The organism is Bacillus pumilus, assembly GCF_003431975.1.
Classification (GTDB): Bacteria; Bacillota; Bacilli; order Bacillales; family Bacillaceae; genus Bacillus; species Bacillus pumilus_N.
In genome coordinates this window covers 1,842,444-1,866,296 of the sequence record NZ_CP027116.1, presented here as the reverse complement: position 1 = coordinate 1,866,296, position 23,853 = coordinate 1,842,444, and the positions used below count along the sequence as shown (strand labels likewise).

The 23,853-nt window shown below is 43.2% G+C and carries 21 protein-coding genes; 16 read left to right on the top strand and 5 right to left on the bottom strand.

Going from position 1 to position 23,853, the window contains the following annotated elements:
- The first annotated feature begins 111 nt into the window (after positions 1-111).
- Positions 112-690: a branched-chain amino acid aminotransferase gene (locus C5695_RS09460; protein WP_117730513.1), complete on the top strand. Its 579-nt coding sequence runs from the start codon at positions 112-114 to the stop codon at positions 688-690.
- Positions 691-722: 32 nt separating this feature from the next.
- Here C5695_RS09460 and C5695_RS09455 read toward each other — a convergent pair whose 3' ends face one another.
- The gene (locus tag C5695_RS09455; RefSeq protein ID WP_117730512.1) at positions 723-1,487 is read right to left on the bottom strand and encodes a DeoR/GlpR family DNA-binding transcription regulator; all 765 of its coding nucleotides are present in this window, start codon (positions 1,485-1,487) and stop codon (positions 723-725) included.
- 149 nt (positions 1,488-1,636) lie between these two features.
- On the opposite strand from C5695_RS09455, the gene C5695_RS09450 reads away from it, so the two are divergent.
- The 10 genes from C5695_RS09450 to C5695_RS09405 all read left to right on the top strand — a co-directional run bounded on the left by C5695_RS09450 (position 1,637) and on the right by C5695_RS09405 (position 13,752).
- Complete coding sequence (locus tag C5695_RS09450) at positions 1,637-2,443, top strand: tyrosine-protein phosphatase (protein WP_233230818.1); 807 nt, start codon at positions 1,637-1,639, stop codon at positions 2,441-2,443.
- A 25-nt stretch (positions 2,444-2,468) separates the two neighbouring features.
- Positions 2,469-4,007, top strand: a complete 1,539-nt coding sequence (locus C5695_RS09445; protein ID WP_117730510.1) for a glycoside hydrolase family 10-like protein — start codon at positions 2,469-2,471, stop codon at positions 4,005-4,007.
- 143 nt (positions 4,008-4,150) lie between these two features.
- Positions 4,151-5,293 carry an acyl-CoA dehydrogenase family protein gene (locus C5695_RS09440; protein WP_117730509.1) on the top strand — a complete coding sequence of 381 codons (1,143 nt, stop codon included), beginning with the start codon at positions 4,151-4,153 and terminating at the stop codon, positions 5,291-5,293.
- A gap of 42 nt (positions 5,294-5,335) precedes the next feature.
- Complete coding sequence (locus C5695_RS09435) at positions 5,336-6,973, top strand: AMP-binding protein (protein WP_117730508.1); 1,638 nt, start codon at positions 5,336-5,338, stop codon at positions 6,971-6,973.
- Between the two features lie 8 nt (positions 6,974-6,981).
- Complete coding sequence (locus C5695_RS09430; protein WP_117730507.1) at positions 6,982-8,331, top strand: acetyl-CoA carboxylase biotin carboxylase subunit; 1,350 nt, start codon at positions 6,982-6,984, stop codon at positions 8,329-8,331.
- Positions 8,328-8,543 carry an acetyl-CoA carboxylase biotin carboxyl carrier protein subunit gene (locus C5695_RS09425; RefSeq protein ID WP_117730506.1) on the top strand — a complete coding sequence of 72 codons (216 nt, stop codon included), beginning with the start codon at positions 8,328-8,330 and terminating at the stop codon, positions 8,541-8,543. Before C5695_RS09430 ends, C5695_RS09425 begins: the two co-directional genes overlap by 4 nt.
- 11 nt (positions 8,544-8,554) lie before the next feature.
- The gene (locus tag C5695_RS09420; RefSeq protein ID WP_117730505.1) at positions 8,555-9,463 is read left to right on the top strand and encodes a hydroxymethylglutaryl-CoA lyase; all 909 of its coding nucleotides are present in this window, start codon (positions 8,555-8,557) and stop codon (positions 9,461-9,463) included.
- Positions 9,464-9,477: 14 nt separating this feature from the next.
- The gene (locus C5695_RS09415) at positions 9,478-10,260 is read left to right on the top strand and encodes an enoyl-CoA hydratase (protein ID WP_117730504.1); all 783 of its coding nucleotides are present in this window, start codon (positions 9,478-9,480) and stop codon (positions 10,258-10,260) included.
- An 18-nt stretch (positions 10,261-10,278) separates the two neighbouring features.
- Positions 10,279-11,802: an acyl-CoA carboxylase subunit beta gene (locus tag C5695_RS09410; protein ID WP_117730503.1), complete on the top strand. Its 1,524-nt coding sequence runs from the start codon at positions 10,279-10,281 to the stop codon at positions 11,800-11,802.
- A 12-nt stretch (positions 11,803-11,814) separates the two neighbouring features.
- Entirely contained in the window at positions 11,815-13,752 is a 1,938-nt protein-coding gene (locus C5695_RS09405) for an AMP-binding protein (RefSeq protein WP_117730502.1), read from the top strand.
- Between the two features lie 75 nt (positions 13,753-13,827).
- Here the strand turns inward: C5695_RS09405 and cysI are convergent, their stop codons facing one another.
- Together cysI and C5695_RS09395 are read right to left on the bottom strand one after the other, a co-directional pair.
- Positions 13,828-15,546, bottom strand: a complete 1,719-nt coding sequence (gene cysI, locus C5695_RS09400; RefSeq protein WP_117730501.1) for an assimilatory sulfite reductase (NADPH) hemoprotein subunit — start codon at positions 15,544-15,546, stop codon at positions 13,828-13,830.
- 33 nt (positions 15,547-15,579) lie between these two features.
- The gene (locus tag C5695_RS09395; RefSeq protein ID WP_117730500.1) at positions 15,580-17,400 is read right to left on the bottom strand and encodes an assimilatory sulfite reductase (NADPH) flavoprotein subunit; all 1,821 of its coding nucleotides are present in this window, start codon (positions 17,398-17,400) and stop codon (positions 15,580-15,582) included.
- A 275-nt stretch (positions 17,401-17,675) separates the two neighbouring features.
- Between C5695_RS09395 and C5695_RS09390 the strand changes: the two genes are divergently transcribed.
- A complete protein-coding gene (locus tag C5695_RS09390; RefSeq protein WP_125482356.1) occupies positions 17,676-18,074 on the top strand; it encodes a DUF3221 domain-containing protein in 399 nt (132 codons plus the stop codon).
- Positions 18,075-18,176: 102 nt separating this feature from the next.
- Here the strand turns inward: C5695_RS09390 and C5695_RS09385 are convergent, their stop codons facing one another.
- Positions 18,177-19,604, bottom strand: a complete 1,428-nt coding sequence (locus C5695_RS09385) for an aldehyde dehydrogenase family protein (protein WP_117730498.1) — start codon at positions 19,602-19,604, stop codon at positions 18,177-18,179.
- 210 nt (positions 19,605-19,814) lie between these two features.
- Here C5695_RS09385 and C5695_RS09380 point away from each other — a divergent pair, with 210 nt between their 5' ends.
- Genes C5695_RS09380 through C5695_RS09370 form a run of 3 tightly spaced genes read left to right on the top strand, consistent with a single transcriptional unit; the run spans position 19,815 to position 21,441 of the window.
- Positions 19,815-20,240, top strand: coding sequence for a DMT family transporter (locus tag C5695_RS09380; protein ID WP_117730497.1), 426 nt, complete (start codon positions 19,815-19,817; stop codon positions 20,238-20,240).
- Positions 20,241-20,253: 13 nt separating this feature from the next.
- Complete coding sequence (locus C5695_RS09375) at positions 20,254-20,934, top strand: Crp/Fnr family transcriptional regulator (protein ID WP_117730496.1); 681 nt, start codon at positions 20,254-20,256, stop codon at positions 20,932-20,934.
- A 21-nt stretch (positions 20,935-20,955) separates the two neighbouring features.
- A complete protein-coding gene (locus C5695_RS09370) occupies positions 20,956-21,441 on the top strand; it encodes a DMT family transporter (protein WP_117730495.1) in 486 nt (161 codons plus the stop codon).
- An 11-nt stretch (positions 21,442-21,452) separates the two neighbouring features.
- Here C5695_RS09370 and C5695_RS09365 read toward each other — a convergent pair whose 3' ends face one another.
- Positions 21,453-22,859 (bottom strand): phospholipase D-like domain-containing protein, encoded by a 1,407-nt coding sequence (locus tag C5695_RS09365; RefSeq protein WP_117730494.1) that lies wholly within the window; start codon positions 22,857-22,859, stop codon positions 21,453-21,455.
- A gap of 159 nt (positions 22,860-23,018) precedes the next feature.
- On the opposite strand from C5695_RS09365, the gene C5695_RS09360 reads away from it, so the two are divergent.
- Positions 23,019-23,795 carry a MurR/RpiR family transcriptional regulator gene (locus C5695_RS09360; protein ID WP_117730493.1) on the top strand — a complete coding sequence of 259 codons (777 nt, stop codon included), beginning with the start codon at positions 23,019-23,021 and terminating at the stop codon, positions 23,793-23,795.
- Positions 23,796-23,853 lie beyond the last annotated feature (58 nt).

Below are 23,853 nucleotides of genomic sequence, written 5' to 3'. Positions count from 1 at the left end.
AGATGTTTCTTTTGACACTATCATACCATCATATGCTGAGTCATATCTTTCTTTTCATGAGTTATGCTAAAATAATACACGCACATGAAAGAGAAGAAAGGAGACATAGCCATGTCGCTGCAAAATCGCTTACAAGATTTACTGAAAGAAGGACAAGCGCTGACAGACTTTGAATATGATGAAGCGGCGCGTCACAATTGGCCGTTAGAAGGCGCAAGAATAAAGGAAGAAGCACGCTTTAGTGATGTATATATAGAGCGTGTAGACAAAGAGTCTGAGGACATGATTCAAACAGAAGGTGTCTCATTTCTAAACACACCGCTTACATATGTAAAAAGCCATCAAAAAGAATTCATTTATATCGAATCAAAGTGGTTTGATGTGGTGAAAGTCGATGGATTAGCCATTGAATGGGACGAAGTGTTTCAAACGTATACCGTGTTATTCGGTTTCAAACGTCCTAAAAAAGACACGGGCATTCTAAAGGACATGCTGGCGTCATTCGATGGTGCGCAGCTTCAATTTAATGGGCAAGACGGCTTGTTTGATGTGAATTTACAGCTTCTTGAGCTTGGGGACATTCATGAAGATATGCCTTTCATTGATGTCATCTCAGCCGTGTACCGATTTTTATTCCGCATGATCATACAGCTTGAAATGAATGAATCAAAAAACGGCTCAAACTCCTGAGCCGTTTTTTTGTGACTGATCTATTTTCCTGTCTACTCATTTGATGACGGTGTGACAAACTGTACATCATGCTCTTTTCCATATTGAAGATAATCTTCATTTGGCTGTTTATTCGTCACGACAACATCAAGATCGTGTACATCACAAAACGTGGTCAAGGCGTAATGATCGAACTTGCTATCATCAACTAGTAAAAACGTTTTGGCACTTTTTTGAACGACCGTCTTTTTAATATCCGTTTCAAGTGGGGAGGAATTCGTGACGCCATGCTCAATGGATAAACCAGTTGATGCGATAAAGGCTTTATTCACATTGTAAGCTTTTAATCGCTCTACACTTTGATAGCCAACGAAAGAATTCGTTTTTCTCTCAAGCATTCCGCCCGTGGAAAAAATAGTGAGCTTTTCATGCGGCATTGCCTGTGTAATGAAATCTACGTTATTCGTCACAACGGTCACCTGTTTCTCAGTCAAATAGGGAAGCATCTCAAGTGTTGTCGTACCAGAATCAACAAAAATCATATCCCCATTTTCCACAAAAGCAGCAGCCAATTGACCGATCAATTGCTTTTTACTCAGCTGACGGGTCTTTCGCTCCTGATATACCACTAACGTTGAATGGTTCACAGCCACCCCGCCATATACTTTTTTAAGCACGCCGGACTCGACCAATGCTTGTACATCTCGGCGTATCGTGTTTTTTGAGACGCCAAAATGCGCCACAAGCTCATCAAGTGAGGCAGATTCCCGGTCAAACACATACTCTTTGATTTGCTGAATCCGTTTTGTTTTGATCATGCGTGATATCTCCAATCCATCCGAATGTCCTGTTTCCATTATACCAATAAATTCTCTTATTTGATGATCACACGATGGCTTCTCTTTTCTCATTTTTCATAAAAGCGTATGATAGAGAAAAGAACGTAACGGAAAGGACATTCACTTCTATGAATCAATCAAATAACCCTTTTTCAAAGCTTGCGAATTTTAGAGAAGTAGGGGGACTTCAAACAACAGATGATATGGTGATCAGACAAGGTATGATTTATCGATCCGCAGATTTATCCCGTTTGACGAAACAAGACATCGAGACGTTCTCAACACTCGGGATTCAAACGGTTTGTGACCTGCGTACAACCTCAGAACGTAAATCACATCCGCCAAAGATCAATGAACACGACAAAATCGTCCATATTCCGATGCAGCCTGACAGTAAGATGCCAAGTAAACGGACCATGTTTCGTATGCTTGTAGCAGAAGGGAAATCTCTCTCATTTATCCCGATCATGAAAGATTTATATCAAAGCATGCTCACAGATCGTAAAGAAGAGATTCACAAGCTGTTCATACTGCTTTCAGATAAAAGCAATTACCCGCTGATGCTTCACTGCACGAGTGGTAAGGACCGCACAGGATTTTTATCTGCCCTGATTCAATTAGCAGCAGGTGTATCATTGCAAACTGTTTTAAGTGAATACATGCGCTCTAACGAAGGGGTGAAAATGCTCATCAGAAGGCAGCAGCGATTTGTCCGCATGATGAGTTTATACAGGGTATCAAAAGAGCAAATTCAGCCGCTTCTTGGCGTGCAGCAAGATTATCTGGAAGATGTGCTAAACGAGATGATGCAGACATACGGAAGTGTAGAGCGTTATTTAATCGAGACCTGCAACATACGTGAAGTCCAGCTCAACGAAATGAAAAACATCCTGCTCACACCATCTGCTGGCATTCCATCTCAAAAGGCAGAATAAACTTAATATTGAGGTGATGCAAAACATGCTTAAAAAGATCACGATGACGTGTGTAACAATCATTTTGATGTTTATCTTCTTATTGATTCCTTCTAGCAGTCTAGCTCGGCCAATACCAAAAGGAAAGCTTGAGAGCACAAGAGAAATGCGCGCGGTATGGATCGCATCAGTTTATAATTTAGATTGGCCGTCAAAGAAAGGACTGCCCGTCAAAGAGCAAAAACAGGAGTTTATTCATCTATTAGATGAGATCAAAGCGATGAATATGAATGCTGTCATTATGCAAATCAAACCAACAGCAGATGCCTTTTATCCTTCGGCATACGGACCGTGGTCTGAATATTTGACCGGGACACAAGGAAAAGATCCCGGGTATGACCCGCTTGAATTCATGATCGACGAAGCTCATAAACGCGGTCTCGAATTTCACGCTTGGTTTAACCCGTATCGAATCACAATGAATCATACCGATCTCAGCCGTTTATCAGCCGATCACCCGGCAAGAAAACATCCTGATTGGACTATCGCATACGGTAATCAGCTTTATTTCAATCCAGGCATTCCTGAGGCCCAAGACTTCATTGTCGGCGGCATAGAAGAAGTCGTGAAAAACTACGATATTGATGCAGTGCATATGGATGATTATTTTTACCCAAATAAAATAGCCGGTGTACCGTTTCCAGATCAAGAAACGTATGAAACATATGGCAAAAAAGCATTCACACATATAGAAGATTGGCGAAGAGATAATGTGAACCACTTGGTCGAGCAAATCAACGACACCGTGAAGAAAGTAAAGCCGTATGTGAAATTCGGGATTAGCCCCTTCGGAGTCTGGCGCAACATAAAGGATGACCCGACTGGTTCAAACACGACAGCAGGGATGACCAATTACGATGATTTGTATGCTGATACAAGGGAGTGGATTCAGCAGCACAATATCGATTATGTCACCCCGCAAATTTACTGGAGCATCGGCTTTCAGGCAGCCGCCTATGACGTGCTCACAAAATGGTGGTCAAATGAAGTGAAGGGAAAGCCAGTTCACCTGTACATTGGTCAGGCGACGTATAAAATAAATCAAAACAGCGATCCTGCTTGGTCTGATCCAGAAGAATATTTCCGGCAGATTGAGCTAAACAGACAGTCACAGCTCGTGCAGGGAAGCATGCATTTTAGTCTAAAGGATCTCAACCGTAACCCTTTAAATATCAAAAATCGATTGATAGATGATGCGTATCGTAAACCGGCTCTCATTCCAGAAATGCCTTGGCTTCATCAAAAGGCGCCAAAAAAACCAATCATTCAATCTATCAAAAAGACAGCGGATGGTGCATCTCTACAGATCAAAAATGATCGACATTCTACCGCAGTCTATTATGCGGTCTATCGATTGACGACGAAAGGATCATATGAATTGCTCCAAACCGTTAGAAAAGAAACAGGCACGCTGACATCTGTCAAACATCTTTCAGCTCATCAAAATAAGATTGATACTTACAAAGTAACGGCTCTCAATCGTCTTCATCACGAAAGCAAGCCTGCTACAAAAAGAGTGAACTAACGAAAAAGCATGAATGAGGATTTTCTTCGTTCATGCTTTTTTTCTATTATATTTGTTTTAATTTTCTGAATTCAATCAAGCTTGGCATGAAGGAGCTACTTGTTTAATAAATATGATAGAAAAGAGCCAAAGGGGGAAAAAAGATGGACTTTGAACTGACAAAAGAACAACAAATGATCCGCCAGATGGTCAAAGAATTCGCCAAAACAGAAATTGCACCACTCGCTCAAACCATTGATGAACAGGCCGTATTCCCAGCCCAAACGTTTCAAAAAATGGGGGAGCTCGGCTTAATGGGCATTCCTTTTCCAGAAAAATACGGAGGGGCAGGAGGAGATACGATTTCATATGCACTCGCTGTAGAAGAAATCGGAAAACAGTGTGCCAGTACTGGCCTTAGCTATGCCGCAGCCGTTTCCTTAGGGGCAAGCCCGCTTTATTACTTCGGAACTGAAGAGCAAAAGATGGATCACCTTGTTCCACTGGCATCTGGAACGGCACTCGGTTCCTTCGGATTAACGGAACCAAATGCTGGATCAGATGCAAAAGGCACGAAAACAAAAGCGGTCAAAGACGGACAAGAGTATGTAATCAGCGGAGAGAAATGCTGGATCACAAATGCCAATTTTGCCAGGACGATTATCGTTACCGCAGTCACAGATTACGATGAGCAAGACCGCCCGATCATCTCAGCCTTCATTGTAGAAAAAGGGCAAAAAGGGCTGTCCATTACAAATCCATATGACAAAATGGGGGTGCGCGGTTCAGATACAGCTGAAATCATTTTAGACAGCGTACGTGTACCAGCACATCATATATTAGGAGATCCCAAAAAAGGCTTTAAACAATTTTTATATACATTAGATGGGGGACGAATTTCGATTGCTGCTTTATCTGTTGGGATCGCGCAAGCTGCACTTGATGCCTCATTATCATATGCAAAGGAAAGGAAGCAATTTGGGCAGACCCTCTCGTCCTTTCAAGCCATTCAATTTAAACTGGCGGATATGGCGATGCAAATAGAACTCGCTAGACAAATGGTGTGGAAAGCCGCCTGGCTGAAAGATCAAGGGAAACCTTTTACAAAAGAAGCAGCCTATGCCAAACTTTTTGCTTCAGAAATGGCAACTAAAGCAAGCCTTGATGCTGTCCAAATTCACGGGGGAACAGGCTACATGAAAGAGTGCGGGGTAGAACGGCTTGTAAGAGATGCCAAGCTCATGGAAATCGGAGAAGGCACTTCAGAAATTCAGCGTCTAGTCATCGCAAGACAACTGCTATCATAACCCTTTTATGAAAACGCTTACCATTGATGGAGGAGGAAAATCATGATGTCGATTCATCCACAAACGATTGGCTCCCTATTAAAAGAGAAAAAGGAGCAGCACCCAGCACATGAAGCCATTGTGTATCCAGAGCGTTCATTACGTTATTCATACGAAGCGTTTTTTAAAGAGGTCAAGGAAACTGGGAAAGGTCTTATGGCATTAGGCGTTCAAAAAGGGGATCATATCGCCATCATGGCACCCAATGTACCCGAGTGGCTCATCCTGCAATTCGCCTGCGCCTCCATTGGAGCCGTTCTTGTCACCGTGAATACGAATTTTCAATCACAAGAACTTGCTTATCTATTAAAGCATTCTGATAGCAGCATGCTGTTTATCGTAGACGGGTTTAAAGAGACATCCTACGTCAAGATGCTGGAAGACCTCATACCGGAGCTTCAAACAACAGACCGAGATAGCATCACCTCCGCCTCATTTCCGTATTTAAAACGTGTTGTGTATATTGGCGAGAACACGCCAAAAGGTATGCGCAGCTGGGATAGTATTCAAGCTGCTGCCGAAAGGACGGAAGATCATCAATTGGAGAAACGAATGAATGAGCTGGCACCTGATGACGTCATTAATATGCAATATACGTCAGGCACAACCGGCTACCCAAAGGGCGTCATGCTCAGCCATACAAACATCGTTTGCAATGCGAGCCAAATTGCGGATTGTATGAAGCTTACCCATGAAGACCGCATGTGCATTCCTGTACCGTTCTTTCATTGCTTTGGATCTGTCCTTGGCGTACTTGCTTGTCTCACAAAAGGAGGCACGATCATCCCAATTGAATCGTTCCATCCAGAGCGAGTCCTTCAAACGGTGGAAAAAGAGAAGTGTACAGTTCTTCATGGCGTCCCGACCATGTTCATTGCAGAGCTTGATCATCCGAATTTCCACCAATACGATCTGTCCACATTGCGGACCGGTATTATGGCAGGATCTCTTTGCCCATCCCATGTGATGAAAGCAGTCATTGAACAAATGGGATTGAAGGAGCTCACGATTGCCTACGGTCAGACCGAAAGCTCACCTGTCATTACCCAAACAAGAACGGATGATTCATTTGAAAGGCGGGTTCAAACGGTGGGGCGGGCGCTTCCTCACATCGAGGTGAAAATCACCGCCCCAGGTACGCCGGATGAAGTGCCAAGAGGAGAACAAGGCGAGCTGTGTACAAGAGGCTACCATGTCATGAAAGGCTACTATAAAAATGAAGAGGCCACAAATGAAGTCATTGATGAGGACGGATGGCTTCATACAGGGGATTTAGCGGAGATGGATGAGGACGGTTATGTAAAAATTACAGGACGTCTGAAAGATATGATTATTAGAGGCGGAGAGAATGTGTACCCAAAAGAGATTGAAGACGTTCTTTACACGCATCCGGCCATTCTTGATGCACAGGTCGTTGGTATACCTGACGAAACATATGGAGAGGAAGCAGCCGCATTCATTCGGCTCAAGCAAGGTCGCGCGGTGACGATTGAGACATTAACTAGCTATTGTCAGTCACAAATGGCACGCTACAAAATGCCAAAATATTTTTTCATCACAGACGAGTATCCAATGACTGCATCAGGGAAAATTCAAAAATTTCGTCTGAAAAAACAAGCACTTGATCTCATAAAGGAGTGAAGGCAGCAATGTTCAAAAAAGTACTGATTGCGAATCGAGGAGAAATTGCTCGTAGAATGATCCGGACCTGTAAAAGGCTTGGGATCAGCACCGTAGCTGTTTATTCAGAAGCAGATCAGCATGCACTTCATGTGCAAGAAGCAGACAGTGCCTATTTGATTGGAGGAGCGAAAGTATCAGAAAGCTACTTAAACATGGAAATGATCATCGAGACAGCCAAGCAGACAAATACAGATGCCATCCATCCTGGATATGGCCTCTTATCAGAAAATGCGGCCTTTGCAGAACGCTGCCGCAGTGAAGGAATCGCTTTTATTGGTCCATCTGCACAGGCCATTCAGCGCATGGGAAATAAAATTGAAGCGAGAAAAACGATGGAGCGTGCAGGAATTCCTATCGTACCAGGCGTTTCAGCCCCACTCCATGACGCAGAAGAAGGAGTCAATAAAGCGCAGTCAATCGGTTATCCGATCATGCTCAAGGCATCAAGCGGAGGCGGAGGAATCGGCATGCAGCTCGTGCGAAATGATGAGGAACTGCATAAAGCTTTTGAAGGAAATCAAAAAAGAGCGAAAAGTTTTTTTAACGACGGGACGCTTTATATGGAAAAGGTTATTGAAGACGCGCGGCACATTGAAATCCAAGTTCTCTTTGATTCCTTTGGCCACGGGGTTCACTTGTTTGAGCGCGACTGTTCACTCCAAAGAAGACATCAGAAAATCATCGAGGAAGCACCAGCCGCCTGTCTCGACGAATCAGTAAGACAACAGATGGGGCAGATGGCCGTCAAAGCAGCTAAAGCCATTGGCTATGAAAATGCAGGAACGATTGAATGTTTAGTCGATCAACATCAGCAATTTTACTTTTTAGAGATGAACACGAGGTTACAAGTAGAGCACCCTGTCACAGAAGAAATAACAGGTATTGACCTTGTCGAAGAACAGCTAAAAATCGCAGCATCTGAGCCACTTTCCTTCAATCAGGAGGATATTCAACAAATCGGGCATGCCATTGAGGTGAGAATCTATGCGGAGGACCCTGTCACCTTTTATCCATCACCAGGAACAATTACTCGGCTGTCTACGCCAGAAGCTCCCTATATCCGCCATGAATCAAGTGTGACAAACGGGAGTGTCGTGACCCCATATTACGATCCTATGATTGCGAAGATGATCGTTTACGGTGATACACGAAATCTTGCAATAGAACGATTAAAAGCGGCGTTACAAGCATATGAAATAGAAGGGATCAAAACCAACTTACCGCTTTTAAGGGAAATGGCCGGATCATCCGCTTTCTTACATGGCAGCATCACAACCGATTTTCTCATGAAAAAAAGGGAGGGAAACCATTCATGAAAAATGTCACGATACAAATGGCAGGAAACTTATGGAAACTCCTTGTGAAACAAGGAGATGAAGTGCAAAAAGGGCAGGAGGTCGCTATTTTAGAATCAATGAAAATGGAGATTCCAATAGTGGCAGAAGAGGCAGGTGTCATCAGCAAAGTGTATAAGGCAGAGGGGGAATTTGTCGATGAAGGGGAGGTTCTTCTAGAGCTGACAGAATAGGAGGAAGCGAGATGGCACTACCAAAGCGTGTACTTATCAGGGAAGTCGGCCCGCGGGACGGACTGCAAAATGAATCTGCCTGGCTGAACACAAATGAGAAACGGAAGTGGATTGACCTGCTCGTAGCAGCCCGTCTCCCTTATATTGAAGTCACATCATTTGTTCATCCGAAATGGGTTCCAGCCTTAAAAGACGCCAAAGAGTTAGCTCGATCCTTACACAAAAATGACGACACCACTTATGCAGCACTCATTCCTAACGAAAAAGGCCTCGCTCACTTTTTTGAAGCAAATCTTGACACAGGCGCTATGTTTATCTCTTCGAGTGAAACACATAACAAAAAGAATATGAATCAATCCATCCAAGAAACACTTCCTGTCATCAAACAAATGACAGCTGATTTAAAAGCAGCAGGAAAAGGCACACGTGCATATATTTCCACTGTATTTGGCTGCCCTTATGAACGACAAGTGCCGATGGATCAAATTCTACGGCTAACAGATCGTCTGCTTTCTTATGGCATAGATGAAATATCCCTCGGCGACACCATCGGAGAAGCCCATCCGCTTCAAGTAGAAAGGCGTTTAGACATTTTACTTGAACGTTTTCCCGCTGATAAAATTGCTCTTCATTTTCATGATACGAAGGGGATGGGTCTTGCCAATATATATACAGCATTAAAAGCTGGAATTACAACATTTGATTCCTCTAGCGGCGGGCTAGGCGGATGTCCTTATGCACCTGGCTCTAGCGGCAATGTCGCAACAGAAGATGTGGTGCATATGCTTCAAAAACTAGGAATTGAAACAAATATCCATTTTCCTGCATTGATAAAAGCAGCAGAATGGATTGAAACAAAAGTAGATCGCACTTTGCCTAGTCATTGTTTACGCGCTTTTCACTCTCATACTACTTCATAAAGGATGAATGTGACATGACATCATTGGTCAATTTTACGATACAAGATGAACAGATTGGAATCATGACCTTAAACAGGCCAGAACAAGCGAATTCCCTGTCTGCTGCGATGCTCGAGGAGATCAATCAAACCATTCAAGAAATCAAACATGATGAAAGCATCCGCTGTCTGCTCATGACAGGAGCTGGTTCTAACATCTTTTGCGCAGGAGCTGATTTAAAAGAGCGACGATTGATGACAGAGGAAGAAGCAAAAGCGGCGGTGCTATCGATTCAACAAACCTTTACAGAAATTGAATCTCTTCCTGTACCTGTCATCGCCGTAATGAACGGACACGCACTCGGCGGAGGTCTTGAGCTCGCACTCGCTTGTGATATTCGCATCGCACGAGCCGGAGCAAGACTTGGCCTGCCAGAAACAGGACTAGCTATCATACCAGGGGCAGGAGGAACGCAGCGTCTCCCGCGCCTCGTCGGACTCGGTAAAGCAAAAGAACTCATTTTCACAGGGGCTACATTACAAGCAGAAGAAGCGATTCAAATCGGGCTGATTGAGCACATCTCTTTAGCAGATGCGCTCATGCATGACGCCATTTCTCTTGCAAAACAAATGGCCAAAAACGGCCCAATTGCTTTAAAAGAAGCGAAACAAGCGATTCAAATGAGCCTTGATTACAATTTACGGACAGGTCTAATGAAAGAATACGAAGCCTATGTACGGCTCATTGATACAGAAGATCGAATGGAAGGTCTTCAGGCTTTCCAAGAAAAACGAACACCTCAATACAAAGGCAAATAGCAAGGAAGGGGAATGGTCATGATCGAAGAATATGAAGTGAAAAAACAGCGGATTGTAAAAGGCGGAGCCGAACGATACCATGAAAAAAACAAAGAAAAAGGGAAATTGTTCGTCCGTGATCGGCTCCAGTTGTTATTAGATGAGGATTCATTTATTGAGGATGCAATGTTTGCCGAGTGTCAAGATGAACATCTGCCAGCAGACGGGGTTGTCACAGGAACGGGACGTATGAATGGGCAAACCGTTTGCCTCATGGCAAATGATTCTACCGTCAAAGCAGGATCATGGGGCGTTAAAACGGTAGAAAAAATCATCAGAATCCAAGAAACAGCCGAAAAGCTCAACTGCCCGATGCTGTATTTAGTCGACTCTGCGGGCGCAAGAATCACCGATCAAATCGCCATGTTTCCCGGCAGAAGGGGCGCGGGACGCATTTTTTATAACCAGGTGAAGCTGTCTGGACGTATTCCGCAAATTTGTTTACTATTTGGTCCATCTGCGGCCGGAGGTGCATACATTCCTGCTTTTTGTGACATCGTCGTCATGGTTGAAGGGAATGCCTCAATGTATTTAGGCTCCCCGCGAATGGCCGAGATGGTGATTGGAGAAAAAGTATCTCTTGAAGAAATGGGCGGAGCAAATATGCATTGCAGCATTTCCGGATGCGGCGATATTTTAGCCAAAACTGAGGAAGAAGCGATTCAAATCGCCCGTGATTATTTAACTTACATGCCTGCCAACTATACGGAAAAACCAAAAGCAATAGCCGCCAAAGCACCCAAACCATCTGAGATGACCATCCAAGACCTTATCCCAAAAGGACAAAATACCCCTTTCAATATGTATCAGCTCATTGATTTACTCATTGATGAAGGATCATTTTTTGAAATCAAAAAACTATTTGCCGCAGAGCTCATCACAGGCTTTGGCCGAATGAACGGGCAGTCTGTGGGTCTGATTGCTAACCAGCCAGCGGTAAAAGGCGGGGTGCTGTTCCATGACTCAGCTGATAAAGCCGCTAAGTTTATTCAGCTATGTGACGCCTTTCATATCCCGCTCCTTTTCCTTGCGGATATCCCGGGATTTATGATCGGAACAAAAGTAGAACAAGCTGGCATTATTAGACATGGGGCGAAAATGATCTCCGCTATGTCAGAGGCAACCGTTCCGAAAATATCGGTCATTGTACGTAAAGCTTACGGTGCAGGTTTATATGCAATGGCAGGACCAGCGTTTGAACCAGACTGCTGTCTCGCTCTTCCATCAGCACAAATTGCTGTCATGGGGCCAGAAGCGGCTGTGAATGCTGTCTATGCGAATAAAATTGCCGAACTGCCTGCTGAAGAAAGAGCTGCATTTATCCAAGAGAAACGCAAGGAGTACCAGGAAGATATGAATATATATGAGCTTGCCTCTGAAATGATTGTCGATGGCGTCATCCCGTTCGACCACTTGCGAGCTGAACTATGTCATCGATTACAAGCCTACACCTCAAAAGAGATGACATTTACAAGACGAAAACATCCGGTTTATCCGGTCTAAAGGGGCATCCTTATGATGAACCTGACACCAGCATGGAAACCGGAAGATCAGATGATCAAACAGACACGTCTTTACAAATGGATGCACTCACTTGGTTTTTCTACGTATGAAGCATTCTACGAAGCTAGTATCGAGCGGACCGATTGGTTTTGGAGAGAAGCTGAAAAGGCGGTCGGCATCAAGTGGAAGGTGCCATATGAAGCTGCATTAGGTCAAAATTCATTCATGTGGCCGAAATGGTATAAAGGCGGTCAGCTCAACATAACGGAAACCGCAGTGGACAAATGGGCAGAGAACGAGGAAACGCAGCATCAGTCAGCCGTGATTTGGAGAAATGAGAGAGGGGAAGAAAGGAGATGGACGTATCTCGACCTTCAGGATAAGGTCAATCGCCTCGCCGCTGGTTTTTTGAAGAATGGGCTTCAAAAAGGGGATGTGGCCGTCATTTATATGCCGATGCTTCCTGAAACGGTGGCTGTCATGCTAGCCTTTGCAAAAGTAGGTGTCATCTTTAGCCCCGTCTTCTCTGGCTATGGAAGCGAGCCTCTTGCCGTTCGTATTCGTGCGTCAGGTGCATCCATTGTCGTCACAGGCTCAAGCGTGACGCGCCGCGGGAAAACGATCAATATGCGAGAATGTGCGGAAGCTGCGATTCATAAAACAGACACGATCAAAACCGTCATTGTACACACTTCCTCTCATATTGAATATGAAGGGGATATCAGGCTTAATGATTTGTTAAAAGAAGATCCGATGAGTGAAACGACCTATCTCACAAATGATGATCCGCTCATGATCCTATACACGTCTGGAACAACCGGTACGCCAAAAGGGGCTGTCCATACACACGCAGGTTTCCCTGTAAAAGCAGCTTTTGATGCTGGTCTTTGTATGGACGTTGGAGCAGGAGATCGTTTGTTTTGGCTCACTGATATGGGCTGGATGATGGGTCCATTTCTCGTCTTTGGCGGCTTGATCAATGGGGCCGCAATCGTTTTATATGACGGTGCACCCGATTATCCTGATGAACAGCATCTCTGGTCATTCATCCACAAGAAAAAGGTCACACACTTTGGGCTTTCACCTACGTTTGTTCGATCTGCGATGCAGCAAAATCTTACAAGTATTCAGCTCCCGCATATCAAAGCCATCATTTCTACAGGTGAACCGTGGAATGAAGCACCGTGGCAATGGCTTTTTGACAAAATTGGTCAAAAGCACATACCGATCCTAAATTATTCAGGAGGAACAGAAGTCTCTGGCGGAATTGTAGGAAGTACGCTGCTTCGCCCAATCAAACCAGTTCTTTTTAATGCAGCGATCTTAGGAATGGCAGCGGATGTGTATAATGAAGCAGGTCAGAGCGTCACAAATGAAGTAGGGGAGCTTGTCGTCAAAAAACCATGGGTCGGCATGACTTGTGGGTTTTGGAAAGATACGGGGCGATATGAAGACACGTATTTTAGACGATTTGATGGGGTGTGGACACATGGGGATTGGGTGATGCAAACAGAGGACGGCACGTTCCATATCACAGGCAGATCGGATGATGTCATTAATACGGCAGGGAAACGTGTCGGTCCAGCAGAAATTGAATCCATTCTTGTCGGGCATCCAGCCGTACATGAGGCAGCTGTCATTGGGGTGAAGGATGAGGTGAAAGGAGAGGCCCTCGTTTGTTTCATCGTGACGAGCTCACAGTCTTTTGAAGATGAGGGACTCATTGGAGAGCTCAAAACTCATGTTGGTTCACATGCGGGAAAAGCGCTCACGCCAAAGGAAATCCATCTCATTCAAGCTTTACCGAAAACAAGAAACGGTAAAATTGTCCGGCGGTTATTAAAAGGAGCCTATGAACACAAGCCATCACCAGATCTTTCTTCTTTAGACAATCCTAAGGTGTACACAAGCATTTGCGAATACTTAAAAAGGAACCAGAACAGCGTGTAGACAAATCCTCGCATTCTGTTTCAGAATTCACACCGATTACAATGAAAAAAAGACAGGACACTCTCCTGTCTTATTCTATTGCACATGAAAATTCGTGCCATCTGTTGTTGCTTTGACAATCCCTGCCCGAACAACAAAATCACCAAAATGCTCTTGATCTTCTCGTTCTTTTGCATAGCGGGGGAGCAGTGAGCCAAGCTCATTTAAAATCTCTTCCTCACCAACATTTTCACGGTACAGCTTACTTAATCTGCTACCATCAAACGCAGCGCCAAGATACATGTTGTATTTGCCAGGTGACTTTCCGATAAAGCCAATTTCACCTAGCGCATGGCGGGCGCATCCATTTGGACAACCAGTCATACGAATTGTGATTTCTTTATCACTTAATCCGTTTTCTTCGACAATCTCTTCAATTTTGTCAATCAAGCGAGGGAGGTAGCGTTCTGCTTCTGCCATCGCTAAGCCGCATGTCGGAAGAGAAACACAGGCCATTGAACTGCGGCGGAGGGCAGAGTGCTTTTGGCCATCAGATAAACCGAACTCCTGAATGAGCTGCTCGATTTGTTTCTTTTTATGAGAAGTGACATTCCCAATCATCAAATTTTGATTCGCTGTTAAGCGGAAGTCACCAGTATGAATCTTTGCGATTTCACGAATGCCTGTCATCAGCGGATAATCATCATAATCTGTGATGCGTCCGCCTTCTACAAACATCGTATAATGCCATCTGCCATTAATGCCTTTTACCCAGCCATAACGGTCACCGTTATGATCAAAGTGATAATCCTTTGCCTCTAAAAGAGTAAACCCAAGACGGCGCTCAAGCTCTTCTTTTACATTCTCAAGACCAAGGCGGTCCACCGTATATTTAAAGCGGGCATTTTTTCGCACAGAACGGTTTCCGTAGTCACGCTGAATGGTGATGACTTGTTTGGCAATTTCTACGACCTGTTCAGGTGTACAAAAGCCGATGACCTTTGCAAGCTGCGGATAAGTCGCTGTATCACCATGCGTCATACCCATTCCGCCGCCAATTGCGACATTAAAACCGACCAGTTGATCGTTTTCTATAATGGCAATAAAGCCCAAATCCTGCGAAAAAACATCAATGTCATTAGCAGGAGGGACCGCCACACCAATCTTAAATTTTCTTGGTAAATAAAGCGGACCATACATCGGTTCAACTTCCGTATCTGGCGTTGCCGCAACCTTTTCCTCATCAAGCCAAATTTCGTGATAAGCTCTTGTTTGCGGGAGCAGGTCATCACTTAATTTTTTCGCCAGCTCGTATACATCATGGTGCACTTCAGATTGATAAGGATTCGATGTACACATGACATTCCGGTTCACGTCGCCGCAAGCAGCAATTGTATCAAGCATAGTAGAATGAATGTCTTGAATGGTTTTTTTCATATTCCATTTTAAAATACCGTGAAGCTGAAAGGTTTCACGAGTAGTCAGCTTTAACGTACCGTTTCCGTATTTGTGAGCAAGCTCATCCATCACAAGCCACTGCTTAGATGTGGCGATTCCGCCAGGCAGACGGACACGCAACATAAATTGATAGGCAGGCTCAAGCTTTTGTTTTTGTCGTTCATTTCTCAGATCACGATCATCTTGTAAGTAGCTGCCGTGATGCTTCATCAGACGGTTGTCATCATCCGGAATTCCCGCTGAAATCGGATCAAGCATCACTTCTTTTAACGTACCCCGTAAATAATCACTTTTTTCTTTGATTTCCTCTACGTCGCTCGGAGGTCCATCCGGCGCTGTTAATGCTGTCTTCACCATGTAAGTAAAAGCTCCTTTCTTTCAAGCATCAAATCAATAAACGTCACGCTGATAGCGTTTTTGCTGCTGTAAGTTGGCAAGATAGCTTTCTGCTTTTTCTTTGCTCATCGCACCTTCTTCTTGGATAATCGATAGAAGGGTATGATGAACATCATGCGCCATATGCTTTTCATCTCCGCAAACATATACATAGGCACCTTGCTCCAGCCATTCGAATAATTCTTTACTTTGCTTCTTCATTTGATGCTGAACATATACTTTTTCCTCTGAATCTCTTGAAAAAGCCACATCCATTTTCGTTAAGACGCCATCTTTTAGCCACTTCTGCCATTCGGTTTGATATAAGAAGTCCGTCACAAAGTGCTGGTCACCGAAGAATAACCACGATTTTCCGCTTGCACCGATTTCTTCTCGTTCCTGCATAAACGAACGGAAAGGGGCGATGCCTGTACCTGGGCCTACCATAATGATTGGTGCATCAGAATCTTCAGGAAGCTTAAAGTTTTGGTTGTGCTGAATATAAACTGGCAACGTATCACCTGGCTCTAAGCGCTCCGCACATAAGATCGAGCAGACGCCCTGGCGTTCTCTCCCGTGCGCATCATATCTCACAGCACCGATCGTCAAATGAACTTCTTCTTCATTCGCTTTCAGGCTGCTTGCAATCGAATAAAGGCGAGCCGGAATTTTTCTTAAAATCGCAGTGAAATCTGCGGCTGTTCCTTCAAAAGGACCGAAATCGCTCGCAGCATCGACTAAATCCCTTCCTGCTACATAAGCTTTTAACTTTTCTTCGTTTCCTTCTTCTAAAAGGGCATGGAGGGCTTCATTTTTCGTCAAATCCGCCATCTTTTGAAGAAGGGGTTTTGTTAATACTGTAATTTCAAAGTGCGAAGTGAATGCTTCTTTCAAAGGAAGAGTGTCGCCATTTTTATGAACAGGTACGGGTTCCTCTGCATTCCATCCGCATGTCGTGATCAGTTCATCAACAAGCGCAGGATCATTTGTTGGATAAATGCCAAGGCTGTCGCCAGGCTCATAAACAAGTCCTGATCCTTCAAGAGAGAGCTCCAAATGGCGGGTTTCTTTGTTAGAGCCGCGGCCATTTAGGTTGATATTTTCAAGCACTTCCGCATAAAAAGGATTCGTTCTTGAATATTCAGAAGCAGCTGTTTGTTTGTTTAGTTCCGCTGATTCTTGCGGGGATGCTACGGCTTCACCTTCGCTAAGTGAAGAAGTCACCCCTTGAAGCCATTCAGAAAACGGCTCATCATAATCAAGGTCACAATCCACTCGGTCTGTAAGACGCGTCCCACCAAGCTCTTTGAAGCGCTCATCAAATTCTTTTCCAGTCTGACAGAAGAATTCGTAGGAGCTGTCGCCAAGTGAAAGAACAGAGAAGCTTACATGATCAAGCTTTGGCGCACGTCTGCCGTGGACATATTCATGGAAAGAAAGGGCATTGTCAGGCGGATCTCCCTCGCCATGTGTGCTGACGATCATCAGTAAATTGTGTATTTTTTTCAGATTATTTGGTTTAAAATCGGACATAGAAGAGAGCGTCACTTGAAAACCTTTCTCCTCAAGATGCTGCGCCGTCTTTTTCGCTAATCCTTCGGAATTGCCTGTTTGTGAGCCATAAAGGACAGTCACTTCTTTACTGACAGGCTGCGAAGGTACTGCGGCAGAAGGAGAAGGGGCCGTAGTCGCCGTTTCTGATCCGGCTAGAGCTGCCTGTGCTGATAAATAACCGGTAAGCCAAATTTTTTGCTGATCTGTTAAAGTCGGAAGCAGCTGATTGAGCAAGTCTGCCTGCTGCTGACTAAACGGACTGTTTAATACATGAAGTTGCAACGATATCCACCTCACAAGGAATATAAACATAGATTAATTCGATAGGAATTATATATATAGGTTCAATTTGAACTTTACCGAAAGTTTGCCATTAAGTAAAATATATAATATTGATTGTCATGATTAAGATTTCTAATACCTTTGCAAGGTGAAGGAACTTGAAGGTAAATCTTCTTACATGTCTAAAGTATCTTAAGAAAATGGGCCGTATATAAGCCGTTTTGATCTGAGAAAGCTAGACATGAAGAAGCATTGAAAAGGGGCGTATCTAGTTGATGTCATTTAAATTTAAAAAAATAATATGTGTTCGACTTATCATCATGATTTTTCTCATTTTATTAGGAGGGTGTCACTCTACAACAAAGGGCAATATAAAGAATCCACACAATCAAAATAAAATAGCAACGCCTTTTTCAAAAAAAGGCATATTGCTATATAAAGGGGAGACTGGTTTACTTCTTATTAACAATAAATCTCCTAAAAAACACGATGATTCATTAGATACGCCTCTTCTTGTCGATAAGTATAAACACGATCTCATCATGATGGATTTAACGAAAGTTGATACTACAGAGCTGTCAAAGGGGCAAACAATTGAGATTTGGTTTGATGAGTTACAAGAATCGTTTCCTCCAAAAGCAACCGTCGAAAAATACAAAATCATTATTGATTAGAATAAATAATGGAGTAGAAAGCAGTTCTTAAAATTCGAAATGGGTTCTTATTGATTAAATAAAAAGGGGAGAAAAACCCTAGAGTTTTTCTCCCTTCTCAATTTACGCCGTTGGAAGTCCCATCACAGCCTTCACTTCTAAATATTCCTCGATACCAAAGTCTCCCCATTCTCTTCCGATACCAGATTGCTTAAAGCCACCAAATGGGGCAAAGTAATCTGTTTCAGCATTGTTAATGGTGATTTGACCAGCACGGATATGCTCAGCGACATATTTTAATGTTTTTTCATCTTTACCAACAACATAACCGGCAAGGCCATACACTGTATCATTAGCGATCTCAAGGGCATGATCGAGATCCTGATAGGTGATGACACTCATGACTGGTCCAAAGATTTCTTCTTGCGCAATGGTCATATCATTTTTCACATTGGTGAAGATGGTATGCTTGGCAAAATATCCTTTATTGATTCCGTCCGGCTTTCCAGTTCCCCCAGCAAGAAGGGTAGCCCCTTCATCGATTCCTTTTTCAATATAAGATTGCACGGTATCCCACTGCTTTTTAGAAACAAGCGGGCCTGTAGCGTGATTTTCTCTTGGATCACCGACTGTAAACTTCGGCAGGGCATTCAGCAGCGCTTTTTCAAATTTATCTTTCATTGATTCTGGAATAAGGATGCGTGTAGCTGCAGAGCACACTTGGCCTGTATTCATCGCAATATGCTGAATGGCGGTTTCAGCGGCGACATCCACATCTGCATCATCTAAGACGATAAGAGGGGATTTTCCGCCAAGCTCAAGGGCCACTTTCTTCACATTGTCCGCCGCGTTTTCCATAATTTTAGAGCCGACGGCACCTGACCCCGTAAAGGAAACAAAGTCAATATCAGGATGTGAGCTTATGCCGTCACCGATCACGTCACCCGTTCCGTTTACTAGGTTGAAGACTCCTTTCGGTACGCCTGCTTCATCAATAATTTCTGCAAGAATCATCGCAGCAAAAGGTGTAATTTCTGCTGGCTTTAAGACAACTGGTGAGCCTGCCGCAATGGCACCCGCAATTTTTAGTGATGTTTGGTTTGTTGGGAAGTTCCACGGTGTAATCAGTCCGCTGACACCAATCGCTTCTTTTATAATGGTATGTCCGCCGCGATCCTCGGTAAATGTATAAGATTTAAGTGCTTCCGCTGCTTTAGAAAAATGTTCATAGCCCATTTTGTAATGAACGTCTTCTGAAACTTTCAGCGGTGCACCGAGCTCTTGTGTCATCACTTCTACAAGTTCATCTTTGCGTTTTTCGTAGCCGCGCACAATGTTTTCTAGCATCTTAACTCGTTCATTTCGAGATGTTTTTGAGAAAGAAGGGAAGGCGGCACGAGCTGCTTTCACTGCCTTATCTAAATCCTCTTTTGTTCCTAAGCTAATGGTGCCAATGACTTCTTCAGTCGCAGGGTTGATGACCTCTGTCGTTTCGTTTCCTGTTGATGTAACCCATTCTCCGTTAATAAAATGTTTCTCTTGATTTCTCATTCTGACATGTCTCCTTTTTATATGTGATTCATTCAATATTCTGTTTTCAGCTGATATAAAACTGTACCCACTGTGAAAAATCTAAAACGAACAAACTGCAAATGAAAAAATTTCTGATATAATACGCAATTGGGACATATGTCCTTTTCAACCGGCGGGCATGTATCATTTAATGGTACTAGACTGAAAAAAGAAGGAGCTTTTGAACGAATGAAAGGTGTTATTTTCGCTTTATTAGGAGGCGCTTGTATTACACTGCAAGGCGTAGCCAACGCAAGAATCAGCCAGGATATCGGCACATGGCAGGCAGCCACTATCACGCAGCTGACCGGTTTTATCATCTCACTCGTCATTTTACTGATCATACGAGACGGACACTTCAGGGAATATCGAAAGGTACAGCCACTTTATTTAATAGGAGGCGCTTTTGCAGCGATTATTATTTTTAATGAAGTGACTGCGATTCAAATGATCGGTGTGACACTCACCATCGCAGCTTTACTTATTGCACAGCTTGCGTTTACCTTTGCAATCGATGCAAAAGGATGGTTTGGTGTACAGAAGAAGAAAATGAAATGGCCTCATTATGCAGGGATTTTCTTGATGATCGCAGGCGTGATCATTTTAAAGCTATAAAGGAGGGCATCAGATGGAGGAGCTTCATGATGAATCTCTTTTTTTCACTTACCTTAAGGCACATCAGTTAGAGAACGTCTTTCATCAGAACCTCATATCACATGTAAGCTTGTGGCGGTATGAGCAAGGGGAGCTTGTTTGTTCAAAAGGGGATAAGAGAGAGTATCTGTACTTGTTAGTGAAAGGGAAATTAAAGATTTTCACGACCACAAAAGAGGGAAAAACCTTTATTCTTAGCTTTAAACACCCTCTTGAAGCGATTGGAGATATTGAATACGTCCAAAAGACAGATATGGTCAATACAGTTGAAGCTGTCACAGAAGTACATATGCTAAGGATTTCTCATCAAGCGCTCATGCGCCATGCAAAGAACGACCCACGCGTGTTAAACTTTCTGCTAAAAGGTATTACAAACAAATTTTATACGAAATCAAACGATTTGAGCTTCCATCTTTTATATCCTGTGGAGGTTAGGCTAGCAAGCTACTTATTGTCTGTTGTTACAGATGATGACAGCGCAAGCGCCCTTCGTCTCACTGATGCGGCGAGCTTAATTGGTACAAGCTACCGGCATATTAACCGGGTCATTCAGCAATTCAGTGAAAAAGGACTAATAGAGAGGCATAGAGGAAATATTACGATTTGTGACCGGAAAGGGCTCCTAGAAATAGCAGAGCACAATATTTATGAATAGAAGAAATGAAGGGATTTAAATATGATCATAGGAATAGTATTAGCCATCACGGCTGGCGCACTCGTCAGCTTACAAACCATTTTTAACAGTAAGGTTAACGAGCATACAGGCTCTTGGTCAACGACTACCCTCGTTCTTGGAATGGGTTTTATCGCTTCACTCCTGATGGGTCTCTTACTAGAGGGAACTGGCATGTTTCAACTAAGACATATGGAAGCTTGGTACTGGATAAGCGGAGCCATTGGGGTAGGGGTGGTCATTTGTCTTGTTCAGAGTATCAAACGTCTTGGACCGACTTATGGCATTTCGATTGTCCTCACGTCACAGCTGGGCTGCGCGCTTTTGTTTGATTCGCTTGGCTGGCTTGGGTTAGAAAAAGTGGAATTTTCTTTTACAAAACTATTAGGTGTCATTGTGATTGTTGCTGGAATTCTGGTGTTTAAATTGACCAAATTGGAGTCAGCAGAAGAGAATCAATCGCAAGAAAAAGGGCTGCCACAAAAGTAGCTGCCCTTTTTTTAAATTAATCGCCGCCATAATACCGTTATCGCAGATAATCCATTTAAAAGGAGCCTTTTCATCAAAGGCTTTTTTTTCTGCCCATAAGCACTCGTCTGATAGGCTGTTCGGTCTTTAGCAACGAGATAACTGTAGGCGATTTTCCGTTCGATTGCCTGCGTAAGTGATAATGCAAACGGGGCACTGTCAATAACCAAAATCGACTCTGTGTTTAAAAAACTAGACCTCGCATCTAAGTTATATGTTCCGATAATACTTAAGTAGTCATCAATCACCATTGATTTCGCATGAATGGAAAATGGCCCTTCATATTCATACAAATGAACGCCTGTTTTCATCAGTTCTTTTTTTGTGCTTAAATATCCGGCAAAGGCCAACGGATTTGGCGTCGCTGTAAGAGAATTCGTGACAACTGTCGTCTGGATCTCACTAGATAAGGGGGTCAGTCCGGCTTTCATTGGGCGTGTTGGAATGATATAAGGCGTTTGTATAAGTACAGAACGCTTTGCCCGGTGCGCAAGATCGTTCAGCTTTTTCAGCACAAGCGGCCGCTTATTGAAGCGTTCCACAGGATTTGTGAAAAAGGCAATCTGTTTCACAGAAGTGGCGTCTGCTTCCCAATCAAAGGAGGACATCACAAAAGGTTCTTTCGTGCGCACAGCTTCTTGATAGGATCTGAGCAGCTGTTTTCTCAGCTTTAACCCTTTTTTCGCTTTTTTCTTGGAGAATACATCTTTAGTTCTTTTCGTAAAATGATGATTCCATAGATAAACGAAATATTGTTCCATTTCATCTAATACTTTTCCTTTTTTCGCGTTATAAAGCAGCACATCACGGTCAAAAGCAAAATCTTTCGGCGGCTGATCTGCAAAGTATTTATCACCGATATTTCTCCCGCCCATCACAGCTACTCGGCCATCTGCTAGCAGTAGCTTATCGTGTAGACGATTATGCCACGTCCAAGGCTTGAACAAACGAAAGGGCTCATAAAAACGAATGGACATATTCGGATGATTTGCTACCGCATAGCGCAAATGCTTCAGCGGCCCGCGCAAACTGTGACAGATGCCGTCTAATAACAACTGCACTTTCACACCTCGATCAGCTGCTTCTATTAAAGTACCTAATACCCATTCGGCTGTTTTCCCCTTTTGAATAGAATAGTAACTGAGGCGGATCAGCTTCTTTGCCTCACGAATCATTTGGATCCTCACCTGACCAGACTCAAACCCGTCGTCAAGAAGCATCACTTGATTTGTCCCCTGATCGTCTCCTGAGATAGAGGAGGCTTTATAAATACAATGTTCTTTGCATGTTTTTCGTATCGGTAAATAAAACATTACAAATGCGGTCAAAAATACATAGACGACATAGACAAGAATAAGAAAAAACAAAAGATAAAGCATAGGGATCAGCTCCTTTTAAACAGACACAACTTTTCCTTAGTGTATGTGAAAAATCAAATTTCACTCATGGTGATGTATCCACAAAATATATGACAAAAGAATCATCTTGTTTTTATTGGGCATTTAATTATAGTATGAAGTGAGTAAGGGGGAATCAAATTGAACGAACCACTGTTTAACATTCCAAGCGAAGTGTATCAAACGTTAAGTGAAACAGAACGTTATTTACTCAACTATATTCACCAGCATTTAGAGGATATCTCCACCTTATCCATCGTCACATTAAGTGAAAGAGCCAATGTCTCGACAGCGACGATTGTCAGACTCATGAAAAAAATTGGTTACAATGGCTATACATCCTTTAAATATCGATTGAAACAAGAAAAGAAAATGACCGATGCAAGTGATCAGCTTAAAAACATTGATGAAGACATTAAATTGGCGATTCGAAAAAATGAAGAAGAGGTTTTAAAGACGATTCAACTGCAAAGCATTGGACAAATTGAAGATGCCGTTCAAAAAATACATAATGCGGACAAAATTTATATTTTCGGCAGAGGCTTCTCAGAGATGATTGCCAAAGAGATGACCATCAAATTACAGCTCATCGGAAAAACATGCGAAGTACATGACGATCCGAATATTATTCGGCTGAAATCGCGAGACATCAGTAAAAACGAACTTGCGATCTTTGTTTCATTAAATGGCGAAACAGCCGAGCTCGTTGAAGCGTGCCAAAATCTCAGCATGAAGCAAGTCACGACCATTACCGTCACCACAAGAATAGATTCTACATTAAGCAAAATATCAGATATGACTCTAGTTGGATATAAAGGCGAACAATCTTTCTTTCCAGATTATGAAGTCAGGTCGCGCCTCTCTCTTCATGTCATTGCCCGCATTTTATTAGATGCCTATGTGATCCGAATGAAATAACCATAAAAAAGCCTTCGAGACTTTGATCTAGAAGGCTTTTTATCATGAAAACCTTTAC

Bases quoted from the DNA above. Each gene is read 5' to 3' on its own strand.
- C5695_RS09385 (WP_117730498.1), bottom strand. From the start codon at position 19,604: ATGAGAAATCAAGAGAAACATTTTATTAACGGAGAATGGGTTACATCA.
- cysI (WP_117730501.1), bottom strand. From the start codon at position 15,546: ATGGTGAAGACAGCATTAACAGCGCCGGATGGACCTCCGAGCGACGTA.
- C5695_RS09445 (WP_117730510.1), top strand. From the start codon at position 2,469: ATGCTTAAAAAGATCACGATGACGTGTGTAACAATCATTTTGATGTTT.
- C5695_RS09420 (WP_117730505.1), top strand. From the start codon at position 8,555: ATGGCACTACCAAAGCGTGTACTTATCAGGGAAGTCGGCCCGCGGGAC.
- C5695_RS09370 (WP_117730495.1), top strand. From the start codon at position 20,956: ATGATCATAGGAATAGTATTAGCCATCACGGCTGGCGCACTCGTCAGC.
- C5695_RS09450 (WP_233230818.1), top strand. From the start codon at position 1,637: ATGAATCAATCAAATAACCCTTTTTCAAAGCTTGCGAATTTTAGAGAA.
- C5695_RS09410 (WP_117730503.1), top strand. From the start codon at position 10,279: ATGATCGAAGAATATGAAGTGAAAAAACAGCGGATTGTAAAAGGCGGA.
- C5695_RS09375 (WP_117730496.1), top strand. From the start codon at position 20,254: ATGGAGGAGCTTCATGATGAATCTCTTTTTTTCACTTACCTTAAGGCA.
- C5695_RS09415 (WP_117730504.1), top strand. From the start codon at position 9,478: ATGACATCATTGGTCAATTTTACGATACAAGATGAACAGATTGGAATC.
- C5695_RS09405 (WP_117730502.1), top strand. From the start codon at position 11,815: ATGATGAACCTGACACCAGCATGGAAACCGGAAGATCAGATGATCAAA.
- C5695_RS09455 (WP_117730512.1), bottom strand. From the start codon at position 1,487: ATGATCAAAACAAAACGGATTCAGCAAATCAAAGAGTATGTGTTTGAC.
- C5695_RS09435 (WP_117730508.1), top strand. From the start codon at position 5,336: ATGATGTCGATTCATCCACAAACGATTGGCTCCCTATTAAAAGAGAAA.
- C5695_RS09425 (WP_117730506.1), top strand. From the start codon at position 8,328: ATGAAAAATGTCACGATACAAATGGCAGGAAACTTATGGAAACTCCTT.
- C5695_RS09365 (WP_117730494.1), bottom strand. From the start codon at position 22,859: ATGCTTTATCTTTTGTTTTTTCTTATTCTTGTCTATGTCGTCTATGTA.
- C5695_RS09390 (WP_125482356.1), top strand. From the start codon at position 17,676: ATGTCATTTAAATTTAAAAAAATAATATGTGTTCGACTTATCATCATG.
- C5695_RS09440 (WP_117730509.1), top strand. From the start codon at position 4,151: ATGGACTTTGAACTGACAAAAGAACAACAAATGATCCGCCAGATGGTC.
- C5695_RS09380 (WP_117730497.1), top strand. From the start codon at position 19,815: ATGAAAGGTGTTATTTTCGCTTTATTAGGAGGCGCTTGTATTACACTG.
- C5695_RS09430 (WP_117730507.1), top strand. From the start codon at position 6,982: ATGTTCAAAAAAGTACTGATTGCGAATCGAGGAGAAATTGCTCGTAGA.
- C5695_RS09460 (WP_117730513.1), top strand. From the start codon at position 112: ATGTCGCTGCAAAATCGCTTACAAGATTTACTGAAAGAAGGACAAGCG.